The 18,419-nt window shown below is 36.3% G+C and carries 21 protein-coding genes and 1 pseudogene; 14 read left to right on the forward strand and 8 right to left on the reverse strand.

The genetic code is table 11. From position 1 onward, the window contains the following. Positions 1–260: 260 nt before the first annotated feature. Genes CUU64_RS15130 through CUU64_RS15150 form a run of 5 tightly spaced genes read left to right on the forward strand, consistent with a single transcriptional unit; the run spans position 261 to position 4,459 of the window. On the forward strand, positions 261–494 hold the full coding sequence (locus tag CUU64_RS15130) for a glutaredoxin family protein (protein WP_101634423.1): 234 nt from the start codon (positions 261–263) through the stop codon (positions 492–494). After that, entirely contained in the window at positions 494–883 is a 390-nt protein-coding gene (gene nrdI, locus CUU64_RS15135) for a class Ib ribonucleoside-diphosphate reductase assembly flavoprotein NrdI (protein ID WP_101634424.1), read from the forward strand. Before CUU64_RS15130 ends, nrdI begins: the two co-directional genes overlap by 1 nt. Then, positions 852–3,035, forward strand: coding sequence for a class 1b ribonucleoside-diphosphate reductase subunit alpha (gene nrdE / locus CUU64_RS15140; RefSeq protein WP_101634425.1), 2,184 nt, complete (start codon positions 852–854; stop codon positions 3,033–3,035). Before nrdI ends, nrdE begins: the two co-directional genes overlap by 32 nt. 17 nt (positions 3,036–3,052) lie before the next feature. Continuing rightward, positions 3,053–4,003, forward strand: a complete 951-nt coding sequence (gene nrdF, locus CUU64_RS15145; RefSeq protein ID WP_101634426.1) for a class 1b ribonucleoside-diphosphate reductase subunit beta — start codon at positions 3,053–3,055, stop codon at positions 4,001–4,003. Between the two features lie 27 nt (positions 4,004–4,030). Then, complete coding sequence (locus CUU64_RS15150) at positions 4,031–4,459, forward strand: dUTP diphosphatase (protein ID WP_101634427.1); 429 nt, start codon at positions 4,031–4,033, stop codon at positions 4,457–4,459. 524 nt (positions 4,460–4,983) lie between these two features. Here CUU64_RS15150 and CUU64_RS22085 read toward each other — a convergent pair. Continuing rightward, positions 4,984–5,145 carry a hypothetical protein gene (locus CUU64_RS22085; protein WP_180954623.1) on the reverse strand — a complete coding sequence of 54 codons (162 nt, stop codon included), beginning with the start codon at positions 5,143–5,145 and terminating at the stop codon, positions 4,984–4,986. Positions 5,146–5,307: 162 nt separating this feature from the next. On the opposite strand from CUU64_RS22085, the gene CUU64_RS15155 reads away from it, so the two are divergent. The 6 genes from CUU64_RS15155 to CUU64_RS15180 all read left to right on the forward strand — a co-directional run bounded on the left by CUU64_RS15155 (position 5,308) and on the right by CUU64_RS15180 (position 10,632). Continuing rightward, positions 5,308–5,751: a GNAT family N-acetyltransferase gene (locus tag CUU64_RS15155; protein WP_101634428.1), complete on the forward strand. Its 444-nt coding sequence runs from the start codon at positions 5,308–5,310 to the stop codon at positions 5,749–5,751. A gap of 363 nt (positions 5,752–6,114) precedes the next feature. Then, complete coding sequence (locus CUU64_RS22960) at positions 6,115–7,755, forward strand: sensor domain-containing diguanylate cyclase (RefSeq protein WP_101634429.1); 1,641 nt, start codon at positions 6,115–6,117, stop codon at positions 7,753–7,755. Positions 7,756–8,029: 274 nt separating this feature from the next. Continuing rightward, positions 8,030–8,284: a type B 50S ribosomal protein L31 gene (locus tag CUU64_RS15165; protein ID WP_101634430.1), complete on the forward strand. Its 255-nt coding sequence runs from the start codon at positions 8,030–8,032 to the stop codon at positions 8,282–8,284. 110 nt (positions 8,285–8,394) lie between these two features. Further along, the gene (rpsN, locus tag CUU64_RS15170; RefSeq protein ID WP_101634431.1) at positions 8,395–8,664 is read left to right on the forward strand and encodes a 30S ribosomal protein S14; all 270 of its coding nucleotides are present in this window, start codon (positions 8,395–8,397) and stop codon (positions 8,662–8,664) included. Positions 8,665–8,794: 130 nt separating this feature from the next. Beyond that, positions 8,795–9,160 (forward strand): hypothetical protein, encoded by a 366-nt coding sequence (locus CUU64_RS15175; RefSeq protein ID WP_374702724.1) that lies wholly within the window; start codon positions 8,795–8,797, stop codon positions 9,158–9,160. A gap of 932 nt (positions 9,161–10,092) precedes the next feature. Then, a complete protein-coding gene (locus CUU64_RS15180) occupies positions 10,093–10,632 on the forward strand; it encodes a DsbA family oxidoreductase (RefSeq protein WP_374702726.1) in 540 nt (179 codons plus the stop codon). 412 nt (positions 10,633–11,044) lie between these two features. Here the strand turns inward: CUU64_RS15180 and CUU64_RS15185 are convergent, their stop codons facing one another. The 5 genes from CUU64_RS15185 to CUU64_RS15205 form a co-directional block, all read right to left on the reverse strand. Beyond that, a complete protein-coding gene (locus CUU64_RS15185) occupies positions 11,045–11,149 on the reverse strand; it encodes a YjcZ family sporulation protein (protein ID WP_101634433.1) in 105 nt (34 codons plus the stop codon). A gap of 345 nt (positions 11,150–11,494) precedes the next feature. Then, on the reverse strand, positions 11,495–11,674 hold the full coding sequence (locus tag CUU64_RS15190) for a hypothetical protein (RefSeq protein WP_101634434.1): 180 nt from the start codon (positions 11,672–11,674) through the stop codon (positions 11,495–11,497). Positions 11,675–11,795: 121 nt separating this feature from the next. Next, positions 11,796–12,005, reverse strand: a complete 210-nt coding sequence (locus CUU64_RS15195) for a hypothetical protein (RefSeq protein ID WP_101634435.1) — start codon at positions 12,003–12,005, stop codon at positions 11,796–11,798. Positions 12,006–12,104: 99 nt separating this feature from the next. Beyond that, positions 12,105–12,257 carry a hypothetical protein gene (locus CUU64_RS22090; protein ID WP_180954625.1) on the reverse strand — a complete coding sequence of 51 codons (153 nt, stop codon included), beginning with the start codon at positions 12,255–12,257 and terminating at the stop codon, positions 12,105–12,107. Positions 12,258–12,441: 184 nt separating this feature from the next. Continuing rightward, positions 12,442–12,693: a DUF2187 family protein gene (locus tag CUU64_RS15205; protein WP_101634437.1), complete on the reverse strand. Its 252-nt coding sequence runs from the start codon at positions 12,691–12,693 to the stop codon at positions 12,442–12,444. Between the two features lie 588 nt (positions 12,694–13,281). Between CUU64_RS15205 and CUU64_RS15210 the strand changes: the two genes are divergently transcribed. Further along, positions 13,282–13,794 carry a CBO0543 family protein gene (locus CUU64_RS15210; RefSeq protein WP_101634438.1) on the forward strand — a complete coding sequence of 171 codons (513 nt, stop codon included), beginning with the start codon at positions 13,282–13,284 and terminating at the stop codon, positions 13,792–13,794. Positions 13,795–13,918: 124 nt separating this feature from the next. Here the strand turns inward: CUU64_RS15210 and CUU64_RS23190 are convergent. Further along, positions 13,919–14,026 (reverse strand): annotated as a pseudogene (locus CUU64_RS23190) (class I SAM-dependent methyltransferase); the annotation flags it as partial. A gap of 234 nt (positions 14,027–14,260) precedes the next feature. Between CUU64_RS23190 and CUU64_RS15215 the strand changes: the two are divergent. After that, positions 14,261–15,658: an aldehyde dehydrogenase gene (locus CUU64_RS15215; RefSeq protein ID WP_101634439.1), complete on the forward strand. Its 1,398-nt coding sequence runs from the start codon at positions 14,261–14,263 to the stop codon at positions 15,656–15,658. A 228-nt stretch (positions 15,659–15,886) separates the two neighbouring features. Here CUU64_RS15215 and CUU64_RS15220 read toward each other — a convergent pair whose 3' ends face one another. Further along, positions 15,887–16,147 carry a hypothetical protein gene (locus tag CUU64_RS15220; RefSeq protein WP_101634440.1) on the reverse strand — a complete coding sequence of 87 codons (261 nt, stop codon included), beginning with the start codon at positions 16,145–16,147 and terminating at the stop codon, positions 15,887–15,889. 570 nt (positions 16,148–16,717) lie between these two features. Between CUU64_RS15220 and CUU64_RS15225 the strand changes: the two genes are divergently transcribed. After that, positions 16,718–17,575: an STAS domain-containing protein gene (locus tag CUU64_RS15225; protein ID WP_257985545.1), complete on the forward strand. Its 858-nt coding sequence runs from the start codon at positions 16,718–16,720 to the stop codon at positions 17,573–17,575. Positions 17,576–18,419 lie beyond the last annotated feature (844 nt).

Raw genomic sequence — 18,419 nt, forward strand, 5'->3', positions numbered from 1 at the left:
AAACGATTTTTTTTTAGGAGGAGACACCAAATTCATAAACTTTTCTGAAGCTAAAAATATTCTCGACAAGTTAATTATATCAGTGCAGAAAGTTCAGAAATTGGACAATGGAATAAGGATACACTCAAACAATAACGGGTTCATTTTCAAGAAGTAATCACTAAGGATAATTAAAGAAGGAATACAGAAAAACAAAACACTTCAAAATCCGAACTTAACATGCTAAATTATAAAAATATGAATTAAGGGGAGTTTTTCAGATGAGTAATATTACTGTATACACTAAAAATGGTTGCCCTAGGTGCGATATGACAAAGAATGTTTTACAGGGTGAAGGTATTGAATTTCAAACATTCAATGTTGAAGAAGATGAAAAGGCATATGACTTCGTGGTAAATACATTAGGGTTGCGTGAAATGCCGGTAGTTGTTGTAGAGGGGCAAGAACCTTTCACTGGTTTTCAACCGGATAAATTACAAGCGTTAAAGAAGTAATGTTAATCGTTTATCTTTCTTTAACAGGTAATGTAAAAAACTTTGTAGAGCGGGTTGGGATGGATTCCGTAGAATTAAATTACTCCAACCCTCTTACAGAGGTTGATCAAGAATTTATTGTGATAGCCCCTACCTACGATGATGATATTACAGATGTGATAAGCAGCTTTATTGAACATAAAAAGAATATTCACTTTTTAAAAGGCTTTGTTGGAAGCGGGAATAAAAACTTTGATATGAGCTATTGTTTTAATGCAGAAGAGTTATCAAAGAAATACGGCAAGCCTCTGATATTCAAATTTGAATTTAGCGGTACCGACAAAGATATCATGCAATTTAAGAAGGAAGTGTCATCGATTGAAGAGTCCAGAGCTCAGCCTCAAAGTTAAAGAAGATACATATTTTAAATTAAATAACTTATTAAACATACCAAAGGGCAATAAGATACAGCTGGATAAGGATAAAGAAGCTGCAAAAGCATACTTCTTGGAGTATGTAAATCCGAATACTGTTTTCTTTCATACGTTAGATGAAAAGCTAGATTATTTAATCGAAAACAATTTCATCAAAGAAGATTTTTTAAATCTATACAGCAGGAAATTCGTGAAGGAACTATTTAAAAAAATCTACAAGCATAAATTCCGTTTTCGATCTTTCATGGGTGCCTATAAATTTTATCAGCAATATGCGTTGAAGACAGATGATAAACAACGCTTTCTGGAACGATTTGAAGACCGGCTGGCTTTTAATGCACTGGCGCTCGCAAACGGTAATGAACAATTGGCTCTTGACTTGGCAGATGAATTGATAAACCAGCGCTATCAGCCTGCAACTCCTACTTTCTTGAATATTGGTAAGAAACGTGCAGGGGAAATGGTTTCATGCTTCTTATTAACTGTTTCGGATGACATGAATTCCATTGGCCGTTCTATTAACTCTGCATTACAGTTATCAAAACTAGGCGGCGGCGTAGGGATCAGCTTAACCAATATTCGTGCAAACAATGATCCAATCAAGGGAATATATGGACTTGCAGATGGTGTCGTTCCTGTGATGAAAATGTTCGAAGATGCCTTCTCATATGCTAATCAGGGCGGAGCGAGAGATGGAGCAGGTGTGGTTTATCTAAGCATCTTCCACCCAGACGTTGTTGACTTCCTTTCTGTACGAAAAGAAAATGCAGATGAAAAAGTACGAATCAAAACTCTTTCACTAGGCTTGGTAGTGCCAGATAAATTTTATGAATTAACAAAAAATAACGAAAATATGTATCTGTTTTCACCACATGATGTTGAAAAGGAATACGGTGTACCATTCTCGCATGTTGATATAACCAAAGAATATGACAGCATGGTAAACAACCCTAACATTCGCAAGTCGAAAATCAAGGCACGAGAGCTTGAAACAGAGATTAGCAATCTGCAAAATGAAAGTGGATATCCGTATATAATCAATATAGATACTGCCAACAATGCCAATCCTATCAGCGGAAGAATCGTAATGAGCAATCTTTGTACAGAAATATTCCAGGTCATGAAAGATTCAATCATTCGTGATGACCAGAACTATGAGTTTTTAGGTCACGATATCAGCTGTAATTTAGGATCAACTAATGTTGTTAATCTGATGGATTCGCCGGATTTTGGAAAATCCGTAAGAGTAATGCTTCGTGCGTTAACATATGTTTCAGATGAATCTAATATCGATGTAGTCCCTACCGTTAAGAATGGTAACGATATGTATCATTCTGTCGGCCTCGGAGCAATGAACCTGCATGGATACTTCGCCAAGAACCAAATCATGTATGGTTCACCGGAATCCATTGAGATTACAGATTTGTACTTCTTGCTGTTAAATTATTGGACCTTGGTGGAGAGTAACAATATCTCAATTGAGACCGGCAAGAAATTTTATGAATTTGAAAAGTCCACTTATGCAACAGGTGAATACTTTGAGCACTATTTACAAACCGATTACACGCCAAAGCATCCTAGAGTGGCAGAGCTGTTTGCGCATATTCAGATTCCGACAAAAGAAGATTGGGCGCGGCTTAAGGAATCAGTGCAGAAACATGGTATTTACAATGCATATCGACTGGCTGTAGCACCTACAGGTTCCATTTCATATGTAAATGAAGCTACAGCATCGATTCACCCTATCACGCAGCGCATTGAAGAAAGGACAGAAGGCAAGCGTGGTAAAGTTTATTATCCTGCACCATACTTATCGGATGATACTATTAAATATTATCAATCAGCGTACGACATTGATCAGCGAAAGATCATTGATATTTATGCTACCGCACAAAAGCATGTTGACCAGGGATTGAGCATGACTCTATTCATGAGATCGGAACTTCCTGAGGGATTGTATGAATGGAAAGCCAATAGTGAATATCCAACAAAGAAAACAACACGTGATTTAAATATCTTGCGTAATTACGCCTGGAAGCAAGGTATTAAATCAGTCTACTACATTAGAACCTATACCGATGATGGCGATGAGGTTGGGGCTAACTATTGTGAATCGTGCTCAATCTAAGGAGGATTTGTTCAAACATGAATCGATATAAAGCTATAAACTGGAATGCGTTAGAAGATATAATGGACAAGAAAACATATGAGAAGTTAACGGAACAGTTTTGGTTGGCAACTCGGATGCCTGTATCAAAAGACAAGGCAGATTGGACAAATCTTCCTGATAACGAAAAGCGCCTGGTGGAGAGAGTATTCGTTGGGTTAACCATGCTAGATACGCTTCAATCTGAAATAGGTATAGATGCATTGAAGCCGGATGCCAGGACGAAGCATGAAATTGCTGTATTGAATAATATCGCCTTCATGGAATCTGAGCATGCTCGCAGTTACTCATCTATCTTTAGTACATTAAATACAAATAAAGAAATCCGTGAAATCTTCGAATGGTCCGAAACACATGAAACGTTACAAATTAAAGCAAGTATCATCGATGAAATTTATAAAAATGGAACAGGCTTGGAGAAGAAAGTAGCTAGCGTATTCCTGGAATCATTCCTGTTTTACTCCGGATTTTATACACCATTATATTATTTAGGAAAATCTAAGCTTATGAACGTTGCAGAGGTCATTAAGCTTATTATTCGTGATGAGTCACAGCATGGAGGATATATTGGATATAAGTTCAAATTAGGTTATAACGAGCTGACACCAGAGGAACAAGAAGAAATCAAAGCCTGGACTTACAATCTATTATTCCAGTTGTATCAAAACGAAGTGAAATACACGGAGTATCTTTATGATGAAGTTGGCTGGACAGAGGATGTAAAAGTGTTCCTGCGCTATAACGCCAATAAAGCATTGATGAACTTAGGCTTATCGCCTTTATTCAATGATACAGCAGATGACGTCAACCCAATTGTCATAAATGGCTTATCAACTGGAACAACGAATCATGACTTCTTCTCGGCTGTTGGTAATGGCTACCTTATGTCAGTTGTCGAACAAATGAATGATGAAGATTATGATTATTGATAGTGAGGATAGGTTGTGGATCAGAATATGAAAATCAGAATTAAATACTTCAATAAAGACCTGCCAAAAATCACGAAAATCGAAAAGGGAGATTGGATCGATTTACGTGCAGCAAAAACAATGGAGCTTAAAAAAGATGAGTTCACCCTCATTCCTTTAGGAATAGGCATGGAGCTGCCCAATAATTTCGAAGCGCATGTTGTGCCACGTTCAAGCACATTTAAGAACTACGGAATTATCCAAACGAACTCCATGGGAGTAGTTGACGAATCCTACAAGGGTGACAATGACCAATGGTTCTTTCCTGCTTATGCATTGCGTGATTCTAAGATTGAGTTTGGGGAGCGTATTTGCCAATTCAGGATTATGGAGAAAATGCCTAAAATAGAATTTATAGAAGTGGATCAGCTCGGGAATGAAGATCGTGGAGGCCACGGCTCAACTGGAACGAAGTAGAAAAATGTATGTTTTAAGAGCAGCGCGCTAAGAGCATTTGTGTATTTTGTTAGCTATGGATGAGGGCAGCCAAAACTTGTCACTTCCTCTGGATAAGCTACAGGAGAATGATCGAATTATGATGATGAGATGCTGATAGCCATTGACTTTATCAATCATACAAAGTATACAAGACTACTATCGAGCTAAGCTAAGACGATAAGGTATTGTGTTTTTAAGCAATAGGAGTCAATGGTGCTAAGAAGAAAAAGGGCCATTGGCTCTTTTTCTTCTTAGCATTTAACTTTATTCATCTATCTTTGATAAAAGTTTAGCAGCTTTTTATATTAGGCTAGATGTGGAAAAAGAACACAAGTTTCGGATATGGTAATCAAGTATAGAATAATTTTCTCGCATGTTGACTTTTTTTGATCGGTTTTCAAAAAAAGGCCCGGTACAAAGATTAACCGCAGCATTAATACTGTGTACAAAACAAGTACCGAACCTTACCTTACCAGGTGATTGTAGTTATATCCTTAACTGATTTACTTGTCTGTTGATTCTGTCTGATCTTGTTTTGATTGTGTTCCTTCATGTGCAGCCAAAGTCCATGACAAACCTGGTCTTTCAAAATCTGGTCCTTGCATTGATTCACCGTTTGTGTTTTCAGCGGCTTCCTTTAGCATTTTTTCCTTATTGTTTGGCAATATCGTCACCTCCGTTATTTGCTATTTTCTGTTTGAGCAGTTGAAAATATTCCAGTACGATTAGGGATAAGGACTAGATTTATATTTCTTAACCATAATGTTTACCATTTTGTGAGGGTCGGTAAAAAGTTTGTTAGAATTCAATAAGGGGGAAAGGTGTATATGAAAGTTGTTGAAGCGAACATTGAGGTATTAGAAGATATTGTACCTTTATTTAATGCATACCGTATGTTTTACGGTCAACCGAACGATGAGATGGGAGCAAGAGAATTTATTCAGGAACGAATAACAAATCAGGAATCAGTTATTTTTGTTGCTTATGATGATGATCCTCAAGCAGTTGGCTTTGTACAAGTGTATCCTACTTTTTCATCTGTGGGTATGCAAAGAGCTTACATACTAAATGATTTGTTTGTAAAGGAGTCCGGGAGAAAAAAAGGAGCTGCCAGGTCGCTGATTAAGCGAGTATACCAGTTTTGTGAAGAAAAGAATGCAAGGTATGTGACATTACAGACAGCACCCGATAATCACCCTGCAAAAGCGTTATATGAGGACATGGGGATGTCTATAGATAACGTATATCATAGTTATATTAAATATTTTTAGTTATTTCGAAAAAGCTGCTGCCTGAGCAGCTTTTTTTGATGATGGACACTTATATTAAATTAGGGAGCGACAACTTATTCTATGACGTTCGTAACGCTTTCAGGGATTTGCAACTAATGCAATAAATTTCGTACCAAACTGGGCTCATTTCGCAACAAACTGCGGAAAATCCGCAACAAACACACATTGACGCGGCTGGAAAAATGTCAATTTGATGGGAAGCAAGTTTACATATATTAGTTCATCATTGAGTTGTAAAAATATCGATGTACTATCCGATATAAAACAGAGGGAAATGAATTTTTTATCACCTTTTGTAAATAGGTTGATTGTATTTTTTGTTGTTTTCATGGAGTGGGGTTTATGGGTGTGTCTAACAGTCTGCGTGCACGGTTATCCATCACTTTTGGATTAATGGTGTTTATTTTAATTTGTACATTAAGCATAATTATAGGACAGCGTTCTGTTAAGGAAGTCGAGACAGAAATCGGTAATTCGCTTGGAGAAGCTGCTTATACAATGGGAGAAAATTTGGATCAATACATGTGGTCCAGATATGGAGAAGTATCTCTTCTTAGTGAATTAAAGGAATTAAGGGATCCACAGGATGTAGAAAGTATTGAAAATTTACTAAATAAATTACAAGAAAATTTTCCGTCCTTCGCTTGGGTAGGATTTACGGATAAAGACGGAAATGTACTTGCTTCAACACACGGTATTCTTAGAGATGCTGATATTTCTGCCCGGCCAGTATACAGAGAGGCGTTAGAGGAGACGTTTATAGGCGATGTACATGAGGCAGTGCTCCTTGCGAAATTATTGCCTAATCCTTCAGGCGAAGAATTGAAGTTTGTCGATATAAGTACACCTGTTTATGGCTATGATAATCAATTCATTGGGGTGTTAGCTACTCATTTAAGCAGGGAATGGATGAAAGAAGTAAAAGGAACCATGGTAGATTCTTTAGAAAATCGAAAAGGAATTGAATTTTTTATAGTTAGTGAAAAAAACAATGATGTAATACTAGGACCCAACGACATGCTAGGCAAACCTTTGAATATAAAAAGTGTCGGTTTAGCCGGAAGCGAAAAAAAGGGTTGGACGATTGAAACATGGGAGGATGGAAAACAGTACCTAACAGGATATGTCCGAGCGGATGGCTATAAAAACTATAAAGGTTTAGGCTGGACCGTTTTAGTTAGGCAGCCTGTGGAGGTTGCTTATGCACCAGTAAAAGAAGAATTAAAACACTACTATGTTATAACTGGAATGGTGTTTGTTATTCTTTTTGCGTTAGGCGGATGGTTAATTGCTGCCCAAATTACACAGCCTTTGAAAAGAATAACGAAAGTGGCGGACCGCCTGAGTGAGGGAGATACAGTTGAAATTCCGCCATATAAAGGAATCAACGAGATAGAAAGCTTGTCAAATTCATTAAGGAATCTTATTACAAATCTAACGAAGACAGAGACTGCCTTAGAGAAAATGGAGATTGTTGCCCACCATGATCATCTTACAGGCCTTCCAAACCGAAAGGCCCTTGATATATATTTAGAAAGCGCAACCCGAACATATGAAACCTTAACGATTTTGTATTTAGATTTAGACGGCTTCAAAGCTGTAAATGATAAACTTGGCCATGACGCTGGGGATATACTTCTTAAACAAGTAGCCTTACGTTTAAGACAAAATATAACAAGTGACGAGTACGTTTCAAGACTTGGCGGCGATGAATTCATTATTGTTTTAACCTCAATAAATGACCCAATCAAACAAGCAAAAATCATAGGTGAAAAAATCATCTCAATGATAAATAAACCATACTACATAAATGGTGAAACCGTCCATGTCGGTTGTAGTGTTGGAGGAGCAGTGTGGGATGGCCTAAAGTATCCTGGAGTACATGAAACTATTAAACAGGCTGATCAGGCTTTGTATAATGTTAAGCGTACAGGAAAAAACCGAGTTTATATATACGAAAAAAACATTGATTTTGCTTCATAATAGTTAAGATTAGCTGCCTTATTTGGCGGCTTTTTTCTGTTGACGGAAGTTTAGTTTTTGCAAAACCAGAAATGAAGAGTTTCTAAGCATGGAAAATTTTATAAAAACGCATGCACGCGAACTCCCATAAACTTCATATGCCAAACAAACGTAATCATTTTAATTTATAAAGCGTAATGATTACGAATTAAAATGTTTACAATATGCCGATAATAGTATAGACTATAAAACGTAATGATTTCGATTATCATTAAATAAATTTTGAGGTGATAGCATGAAACCAAATATTCATCCAAACTATCGTAAAGTAGTATTTATGGATTCCAACACGGGGTTTAAGTTTTTGACTGGTTCTACAAAGGCATCCAATGAAATGATCGATTGGGAAGACGGGAATTCTTACCCTCTAATTAAAGTCGAGGTTAGCTCAGATACTCATCCGTTTTACACAGGAAAGCAAAAATTTGCTGACAAAGGAGGAAGAGTGGATCGATTCTTGCAAAAGTATAATTTGAAAGATAAAGAATAATCAAACACTAGGTTAGATTGAATTTTAATGTTTCACGTCTATTGAACTGGAAGTACTTGAAGTGTATTAAGTAAAAGGGGATAGCCCTAAATGTCTAGGAGGATTTCCAAGTGGCAAAGAAGTCAAAAGTTGTTAAAGAGATAAAGAGACAACAATTGGTTGACAAGTATGCGGAATTAAGAAAAGAATTGAAGCAAAAGGGAGATTACGTTGCGCTGAGCAGACTTCCTCGTGATTCTGCTCCCGGGAGGCTTCATAACCGATGCCAAGTTACCGGAAGACCACGAGGGTACTTAAGAAAGTTTAAGATGTCTCGTATCGCTTTCCGTGAATTAGCACATAAGGGACAGATCCCAGGTGTTAAGAAATCGAGCTGGTAATCAAAGATACTGGCATGTGTAGGGTTTCCTATCTGTCTGCATTTAATCGTAGTTACTGACATAGGAATAATCAGTATACAAGAATGAATATACAATAAGGAAAGACTCGGCGTAGAAGAAAAGACGGGGGGTGTTTGTATTGAATGAAAGAATGATGGAAACTTTTGCAAGGCATATTGTTGCTTCTCTGCCAAGGAAAAAAAGGCGGGTTTATCAATTTATAGAAACTATAGAAGATATGCTTGCCCAACAATCTGAAACAAAGGAGCAATTTTTATCCCTTTTGAAAGAACAGTCACCCCACCATCAGGCAGCCAATCACTTTAAAATGACAATTAATGAAACAATTACATTAATGTATGATATTGAAGATGAAATAACCAAGAAACTGGATAAGAAATTAAGGAATTATAAATGGATTGACTATACCGACGAGGTAAGAAAAATTGATGCTGAGGCAAATAGCAACAAACAGTATTTCTTGATTATATCGTAGTATAGGATCGCTTCCAATGCTGCTTGGAATAAAGTTAGTAAAATCAAATATTCAGAAAGCCAACAATTAATAGTACCGGGTAAACGATATAGTTGAAGGTTTGCAATACTTTTTAGAGACATAACTATTCTATTTATATTTTGTATTACTCTATGAGGGCATCCATTTATGGGTGCTCTTTCCATATGCAATCAATCATGTTGTTACCTCTTTACTGTTTTAATTTTTAGTTATTTATCAATAGTAAATTAGTCTGTGTTTCGTGAAGCTAGTTACAAGAATTTGTTGATTTACAGTAAATTTATCCCTAACTAAATGTGTTTCCCATATAATGTCCTTAAGCACATTGAAAAGAGGCGAATATTATGAAAACCTTTAAATATGCTAAAGAATTAACCTATCTAATGACGAAATTAAACATCCATGTTTCTGAGGCAAAAGAGTATTCCGGGCAATCAATGAATTAAAAATGGCATTGGTGAAAAATGAAGGAGACTGTAATAGGGTTGAACGTAAGCTTCAAACTTTATTCAAAAAAAAATCATTCAGGTAATGGTGAGCACTGGAAACACTGCTTCATAATCCTCGATTACGCTTTCTGTGACTTCTACCTCCAAACTACAATAATAACTATTTATTTAGAGAGCAGTACTCGCTTACTTACGAGTGCTGTTTTTTATTGTAAAACGATTCTTTAATTTTATTCTTTTTTAATGGATAATAGGCAATTAAGCCAAAAAGCTAGTACATTGTACTGTAGGAGTACAGAATCAAATTGCGTGTAAAAACCTGGTCAAACCCCTATACTATAGAAGATTAAAAAATTGGAGGGATAAAATATGCATATTGAAATGTGGACCGATTTTGCTTGACCATTTTGCTATATTGGCAAACGGCGTCTGGAAGACGCCATTCAGAAGATTGACCATGTAATTGAAGTGACCTACAGGTGTTTTGAATTGGATCCGACAATGGGACGGGACATAAAAGAAAACATGTATGAAATGTTATCCAAGAAATATGGCATGAGTATAGACCAAGCAAAGGCAAATACGGCTAATATGGTCCAGATGGCGAAGGAAGTCGGATTGGATTATCAGTTGGATACCCTAATCTTAACGAACACCTTTGATGCTCACCGTTTGACGATGTTTGCGAAAAAGCATGGGTTAATGAAAGAGATGACTGACCGTATTTTACGTGCATATTTCACCGAATCCAAGCATATTGGTGACCATGAAACATTAACGGAGTTGGCAGCGGAAGTGGGCTTAAACCGGGAAGCTGTTGCAAAAATGCTTTCAAGCGATGAGATGGCCGACGAAGTTCACGCTGATGAGCAAACCGCACAACAGTACGGGGTTTCAGGGGTCCCATTCTATCTTATAAATAAAAAGTACGCCCTTACTGGTGCTCAGCCAACTGAGGTGTTCGTACAGGCATTGCAAAAAATCCTTGCAGAAGAAGAATAACTGTTTTAAACAACCAAGATGGCCTATCTGTGATGACGATGGATGTGAAATCCCTAAAAGATAGGAGTTAGTTAAATAACTCATGCCTATACATTGTAAAATAAGAAGTGGTCTCCGTGAACCTGTAAACAAGGAAATCGGAGGCTTATTCTGTTTTTGAGAGGCATGTTTTCATTTGTTTTTTTTCTAATATTGCCAAGGGACATTTTGTGGGTATCGTTGAATATATTCGGGCTGTGTTTGGCACCTATTTCGTTGGGGAATGATTTCTCTTACTCTATTGCAGTCCTTGTAAGGACCAATATATGTTGATAAAAAACGGATAACAAACCTATGGCAGTTAAGTGCCGCTATTTGCTAATAAGAAAAGCCCGATAATAGGTTCGACCGATTACCAGGCTTTAAATGAGGATTAATAACCTCCGCAAACTGTGCAGCCAATAATCACCAGTAATACGAAGATTACAAGGATAAAAGCAAATTGACCGCCGTAGCCGCCGCAAGAGTATCCACTCATATAGTATCCTCCTTTGTGAGTTAGTGAAAAAGCGATCCTTACACTTTTCATACTATGTACAAACCAATCAATAGGACAGGGGAGAAAGTTTGTCCTATTAAAAAATGTGTCTTTTCATCAGTTAAACTAATGTAAAGACTCAGCCACCTTACGAGCTTGTACATACTATAAACGCGGAAGAGAAAAAACGTTTACATCAAAAAAATTACAAATTCTTAATGGATATTTTAATCGGTTAAAAGTAAAAAAGGGACGACATATTTTATGTAAAATGTCGTCCCTTTGATTTTATTGACCTTGCCTTACCCTATCTAGAGATAAGAGTAATGGCGTTTTTATATAAAATTATCTGTTTTGATTATTGTTTCCTTGGTTGTTGCGGTTATTATTTCTATTTTGGCCAGTTATAGTATCAACCACATTTTCCAACCCTTGCCCAATTGCGCCAAGAAAACCGTTTTGTTGGTTATTGTTTTGGCCATTATTATTGTTGCGTTGGCCTTGATTTTGATTTTGATTTTCCATGCGTATCACCTCCCCTAAGTGTATGATGTACAATATTGATGTAATTTATTTAGAGTATAACAGTCGTTGCTTTTATTAATATTGGGCGTGCATTGCGTAGTTAGATTGTTGATAACCAAGCTTATATTTGGTCACCCATTTGTGCTCTGTATTCATAACCTTGGGCTTTATGTTCGCTTGCCCTTGCTCGGTTACTATAATAAGAACGAGCATCATGTGCTGACGCTTCCTTCATCCGTTTATACTCCTCGCTTTGTGAAAGATGATACATAAATGCGCTGTAAAGATCCTGTTGACAAGTTTGGTTTCGATATGGATTTTGATTAGCCATAATTTTTCCTCCTTATTAAATCCTCAAAGGACCCATGAACCACAGTCAGTAGAGGCTAACTGCTACTTGTTTAAGAAGAAAAAAATTTCAGCTAACTTCCTAATATAACTGCGGATTTTTCAGTGTATCAGCGAAGAAAGATTTATCAATCGATTTTCCGAGGATAAAAATAAAGGAAATAGAGTACCCGATCAACCATTTTACAAAGAAAACGTATTTGGCCCCGCCTTCGCCAAATACTATAGTAGCCACTCTTGCTACCTCACCTAAATGTAATTGCAACATGGTAAACCGCTGTGAGTGATAAACTTTCCCTTTCTGCTTGAAAATAAAACATGGGAATTTTTTCAAAAAAAGCCTGACACATCCTGATAGAGAATTGTTGATATATGTAAAGGAAAAATTTTCGAATGTTAAACCGAAATACTACATATGTCTAATTAAAGTAAATCAGAAGTTCTTGCATCATCCGAATTCCGTTTGAAGAGCTTTTTCCCAAGAAATTTTCGCTCACTACTTGGTAGTTCTTATGATTAACCACTGTTCTTTCACTTAAAAATTCAAAATCTGTAGGATTGCTAATAATCCTAACAATAACTGAATTCATGTTAACTTTTTCGATTACTCCTCTGACTGCTTGTTTGAAAATGATTTCATCCCCGATTTTAGCTTGCAATTGTTGTGCCATGTGTTCAGCCCCTACATAAAAAATTCACCATTTGTTTGTAAACCCTTACATGTGTTTCTTGTGGTTTACTTCTTAATAAAGAACTCCGCCGTTCGTTTGATGGCAGAGTTCCTTGAGGAGGTGTTGCATATTTTTACCCTGTATTGTTTTGTGTTAAACATAGTTACAAGATTATACTCACCTTTAGGACCTGAAATGCCTGAGATGTTGGTGCAAAGATAAATCCCTTGTAGAAAAAATCAGGACTCATTAAAAAAGATTTTAGAGAAACCCATCCATTCTGATTCATTTCGGTATGGCGGATGGGGTTGGATCGTTCTTCCCATTATTTTTATCACGACTATTTTCTTAGCTGGGATTAATGTTGGAATAAGAATGTCAGAATAGAGTAATGAAAAGGTAGAAGGGATGAATAACGCCAATCCCTTTTTGATTTCGCAAATGATGAGATGGTTAGTGTCCAAAAGATATTAAAATATTTATGAATGCAAGCAGCTAAATTGTATGGTTCCCAACATAATATCTTGGCCGTTAAAAATAGATAGAAAGAAGCACACTATTTAAAAAGTACATGAAAGGGTTTCGAGTATGCATATTACAGTTGCCATTCTAACGATTATGGCTTCTTTTAAGTGGGGAAAGTGGAATACCTGGAGAGAATACCATGCAAGTATGCTATTTATTGCCACAGGAGGTCTGCTTTACGAATATATAGTAAGAGACTATTCTTTATGGAAATTCCATCCGGATTTTCTGTTGGGACATGATATGACTGTGATTGTTTATGCTCTTATTACTATGCCTGTTAGCGTTTTTCTATATCTTTCTCACTTTCCTATACACTGGGTTGATCGACTTCGTTACATATTTCTTTGGTCAGGAATTTATATTGCGGTAGAGTGGATTTTATTAGCATTAGGGGGAATCACATATGCTCACGGATGGACCTTTTGGTATTCCTTTTTATTTGACCTTGTTATGTTTTCAGTGATTGCATTGCATCATCGATATCCTTTACCTACATATGTCTTGTCAATATTTATTATCTATTTCTTAATATCTTACTTCCACGTACCGTTTAAGCTTTTTAAAAATGATTAGCAAAAGATTAATCAAACGATCTTTGTGGATCATAACGAAAAAATTAAAGGTTAAGCTTATGACGGGGTTGATTATCTCACATTCATCTTTTATTTCATTGCTTTTTTTATGCCTAAATACAGAACGAATTCATTGGTACTCCACTCGCTGTAGCTACTTTCACCATATTTTCAACTCTGTTCGAGATTCCTTTTTCTACAAAGAGTTTTTCGTCTGCATCGTCCATAACGAGTTCTTTTGCAACAAAGTCATCCAAAATTTTAGGTTAAGCAAATATACTGTGGTATGCTCGACCAAAAGCTTATACTAAGGAAGTTAAACTGGACTAGTTAGGCTTCATGCAATTGCCTATTAGAAGCTATTGATCCTTATATACAGATCATTGTTTTATCTAGCTTTCTTCCTGGAAATTACATAAAAGCATTGATCACGTACGCACAAAAAGAAAAGGGGGAGAGCAAATAGCATGGTTGAGGTAGAATTAAAGCCAGGAAATGTTACAGAAATGCTTAAGGAACATCAAAATTTCTTTCATACCAACCAAACAAAAGATATAAATTTCCGTTTGCGCCAACTACAAAGATTAAAAGAAGGAATTATGAAGTACGAATCTAAAATAACCGAGGCTCTCGAGCATGACCTGGGAAAACATCCTTTCGAATCCTACACTTCCGAAATCGGATTTGTGTTAAATAGTATAACCCATACGATGAAGCGTTTAAGAAAATGGGCGAAGCCGAAAAAGGTAAAAACACCGTTGGCGCTGTTCCCGTCAAAAAGCATGATTAGGTACGAACCATATGGAACAGTATTAATAATTGGTCCATTTAATTATCCTTTCCAGCTTCTGATAGAACCGCTTATTGGTGCCATTGCCGCTGGAAACTGTGTCGTTCTTAAGCCTTCGGAGGTGGTGCCAAATGTCTCTCGGGCCATCACAGACATGATCGAAACGATTTTTGACAAATCCTATATACGTTCGGTTCAAGGTGGAATCGAAACAAACACATCTTTAATCCATGCACCTTTCGACTATATTTTTTTCACAGGCAGTGTACCAGTAGGAAAAATTGTCATGGAGGCAGCCGCCAAAAACCTTGTGCCCGTTACGCTTGAATTAGGCGGCAAAAGTCCTGTTATTGTAGATAAGACTGCAGAAGTAAAAGTTGCAGCACATCGAATCGTATGGGGCAAGACATTAAACTCGGGACAAACGTGTGTTGCACCTGATTATCTGATAGTCCATGAAGAGATAAAAAAAGAACTGATTGAGGAAATGAAGCAAACTCTTAATGCCTTTTATGGTTCCAATATTGAAGATAGTACCCATTTTGGTCGTATCGTTAATGATAAACATTTTAATCGGTTAAAGACAATCCTAGAAAAGGATAGGGATCAAATCATTTTCGGAGGAGCAATGAACTCGAATACACGTTTTATTGAGCCAGCATTAATCGAAGCCAATTGGAATTCCGCTTCAATGGAAGATGAAATATTCGGACCGCTTGTTCCAATTTTAACGTACAGAGATTTAAATGATGCGATCAAATCGATTAACAAGCTCTCTAAACCACTGGCACTTTACCTGTTTACATCTGACAAACAAGTGGAAGAAAAAGTGCTAAGGGAAATTTCATCAGGAGGGGTAAGCATCAATAATACCATAACGCATTTGGCAAACCCTGAGTTGCCTTTTGGCGGGGTGGGAAACTCCGGAATAGGCGCTTACCATGGTCATTATAGCTTTATAACGTTTTCCCATGAAAGAAGTATTCTCAAAACTAGTACGAAGTTAAATGTGAAACTGCTTTTCCCGCCATACAATGACAAAAATCTTAAGCTGGTTCGCCGTTTTTTGAAATAATATCCATTGTTTCTGATGGACTTCGATGCGATGAGTTTCCGGGATATAAAGATAAATGGATCTTTTGTGTATGAAGTTTGAAGCGATATTTGGAAGAGGGAATAGAAATTATCGAATGAAATCTAAAAAATATGTGGCCCTATACATAATGATGATGGAAACCTTGATACTGAGTTTCGAAATAATGAATACGTTAATCTAAAATTTAAACCGCATTTGTGGCGGCTTTTAGTAATGCAAGGCGGCAAATCCATTATCTTCACTAGTGTTTTCTACTAATTCATCGATCACACGAGCAGCTGTTTCTAAATCAGTTAATAGTTCAGCATTTTGTTCATCCATGAAGGTGATTAGGAATCGGTATGGATTTTTCCCCTTTTTCAACGTAACGGAAAAAGGGACTTCATACTTTGAAAAGAAATAAGTGATATCCGTATCCTTATATTGGATTAACTCATTTAACATGTATTTAATGTGATTTAAAGGCATCTTATTATCTCCTAACTTAAAGGACAAGTAAATAAATAGACTTGAGGATATAAAATTTGATAAGTTATATAATGCCAATCCCAACAAACCTGGCAAATAATTGTTTGCGTAAACCGTAATAATAAATTGTATGGAATCGAAGAGTGTAAATGTCTTTGGGAAAGCGGAAAAAGATATTTGGCACCACCTTCGCCCAATATCATGTTTGCCACCCCGCTATCCAACCTCGTCTACTACCTGGGTACTTTTCCCGTATGTTTAATAATAGTAAACTAGGAAAACTTGACTATATTTTTGTCTTTTGGAAAAAGGGAAGATGATATCTCCCTGCAATCTTTTAATTGAACACCATCTTTACCTGAGAGGGCGTACAGTATAAAATTGAATGCAGGTTCAGCATTAAATAAACAGAAGATTAAGAGAGAACTTTATCTTATGATAATCCACTGTCTTTTGTCATGTTAGTTATAAAAGCGAACCTTGTAATAGGTAAGAAGAAAGATGTGCAACATAAATGTACCTTTTTGTATGTACTTGAATTGTTTAAAACAGATATCTATTTCGGAGGTTATGAAAGAAATGGAAAGTGAATTAAAAATTCTCGGGGAAGCAATATTAGAAGCCAAGCATGATATAGCTAAAAGAGTTCATGAAAATAGAATTGCTGAGGCTAATGAGATACAAAAACAACTCATCTCACAATTGGATGTAGAAGAAGTTATAAAGATTAGGGCCAATTTTGTTGCACTTTTTGGCGAAGCCCTTGTATATGGAATAGATAAAGAAAAAGCTTATGATAATATAGAAAAATGGGGCAAAGAAACAGGGCAATTTGTTTACAGTTTAGGTATTCCATTAGATGAGGCACTGAGAGATACTGCGTATTATCGAAGTTTTATAAGTGAAGTCCTAGAAAAAGGAATACTAAAACATAATATGTCAGTTCAAACAGTGTTTGCAGCTTCCAGGGCTATTGATCCACTTCTTGACCATGCTGTTTATTGTTTTAGTTTGACCTATGTGGATTACTATAAGAAAACCATTGATAATGCAAAAACTGCCTTTATGGAGTTATCAGTTCCAGTTGTTCCACTGTCTAAGGGTATTGCTGTTTTGCCTTTGATCGGCAACATAGATACAGAAAGAGCTGGACTATTAATGGAACAAACATTGCAAGAAGCTGGAAGATTACACTTATCGCATCTAATCCTTGATCTATCTGGGGTAGTAATGGTTGACACAATGGTAGCAGACCAAATTTTTAAAGTTATGGATGCATTAAAACTGCTTGGAGTAAAAACCATTGTAACAGGAATTCGCCCTGAAATCGCACAAACTGTTGTAAGTCTTGGATTGGATTTCAGTAAGCAGGTAACTAGAGCTAATCTGGAACAGGCATTAGCCGATATTCACCTTTTCCGTGATTAATAAACATAATTTTTCTACAAAAAAATGGATGAAACGATAGCGCCTATTTCTGAGTAGTTGTTATGCATGGTAATGATTACTTTAAAGAAAACTTATTGAAACAACTGGAAAAACGACTAGAAAGCTAATTTAGCATATTGAAAATTTTGTTCTAGAAGATTAAATGCCCCTAATCATGCTAATGGGGCTAACATATTTAATAAATTTATAAATGCATTCACCTATGTGGGGAAGCGGATAAATTTACGAAATAGCGGGTACTTCTTTCTTCAAAGACATGACTTTCTGGCATAATCAACTTTTAAGTTAATTTACAAAGTTGCCGCAGAAGACATTGATGGATTTTATATCCGATTTTTCTCCTGATTTAACTTTTTCTCGTTGTATTACCTTTCAATAGTATGCATGGGATGTTCATGCAGTAAAAGGCCGGTAGATAAACTTTGGGTAATAAATAACGATTAGTTTGTCCCTCAAAACAGCAATAACTTCAGTCTTTAACCTCCACCATTTTATTTCATAAATCATCTCCTTCAAAAAACCACTATAAAATATTACTTTTAAACCGAAGGGACAACATTTTATGACTGAATAACATTTTCTACGAAATTCATACCCAACTAAACCATCAAATACGATCATCCCTAACTCTCACTATAGTTAATCGATATGTACCTATTTAGAAAAAACTTTTATTGACAGAGTAATAGAGATCGATTGGACATTACTAAAAATGAAGGATGAATTGAAATATATAGCTGAAACCAATAGAACAGCTTACCCATGCCATTATTAATACCAGAATTGGAATAGGGCTAATCGTTTCACTTTAAATGGAAATACT

The organism is Bacillus sp. V5-8f (assembly GCF_002863565.1).
Classification (GTDB): domain Bacteria; phylum Bacillota; class Bacilli; order Bacillales; family DSM-1321; genus Peribacillus.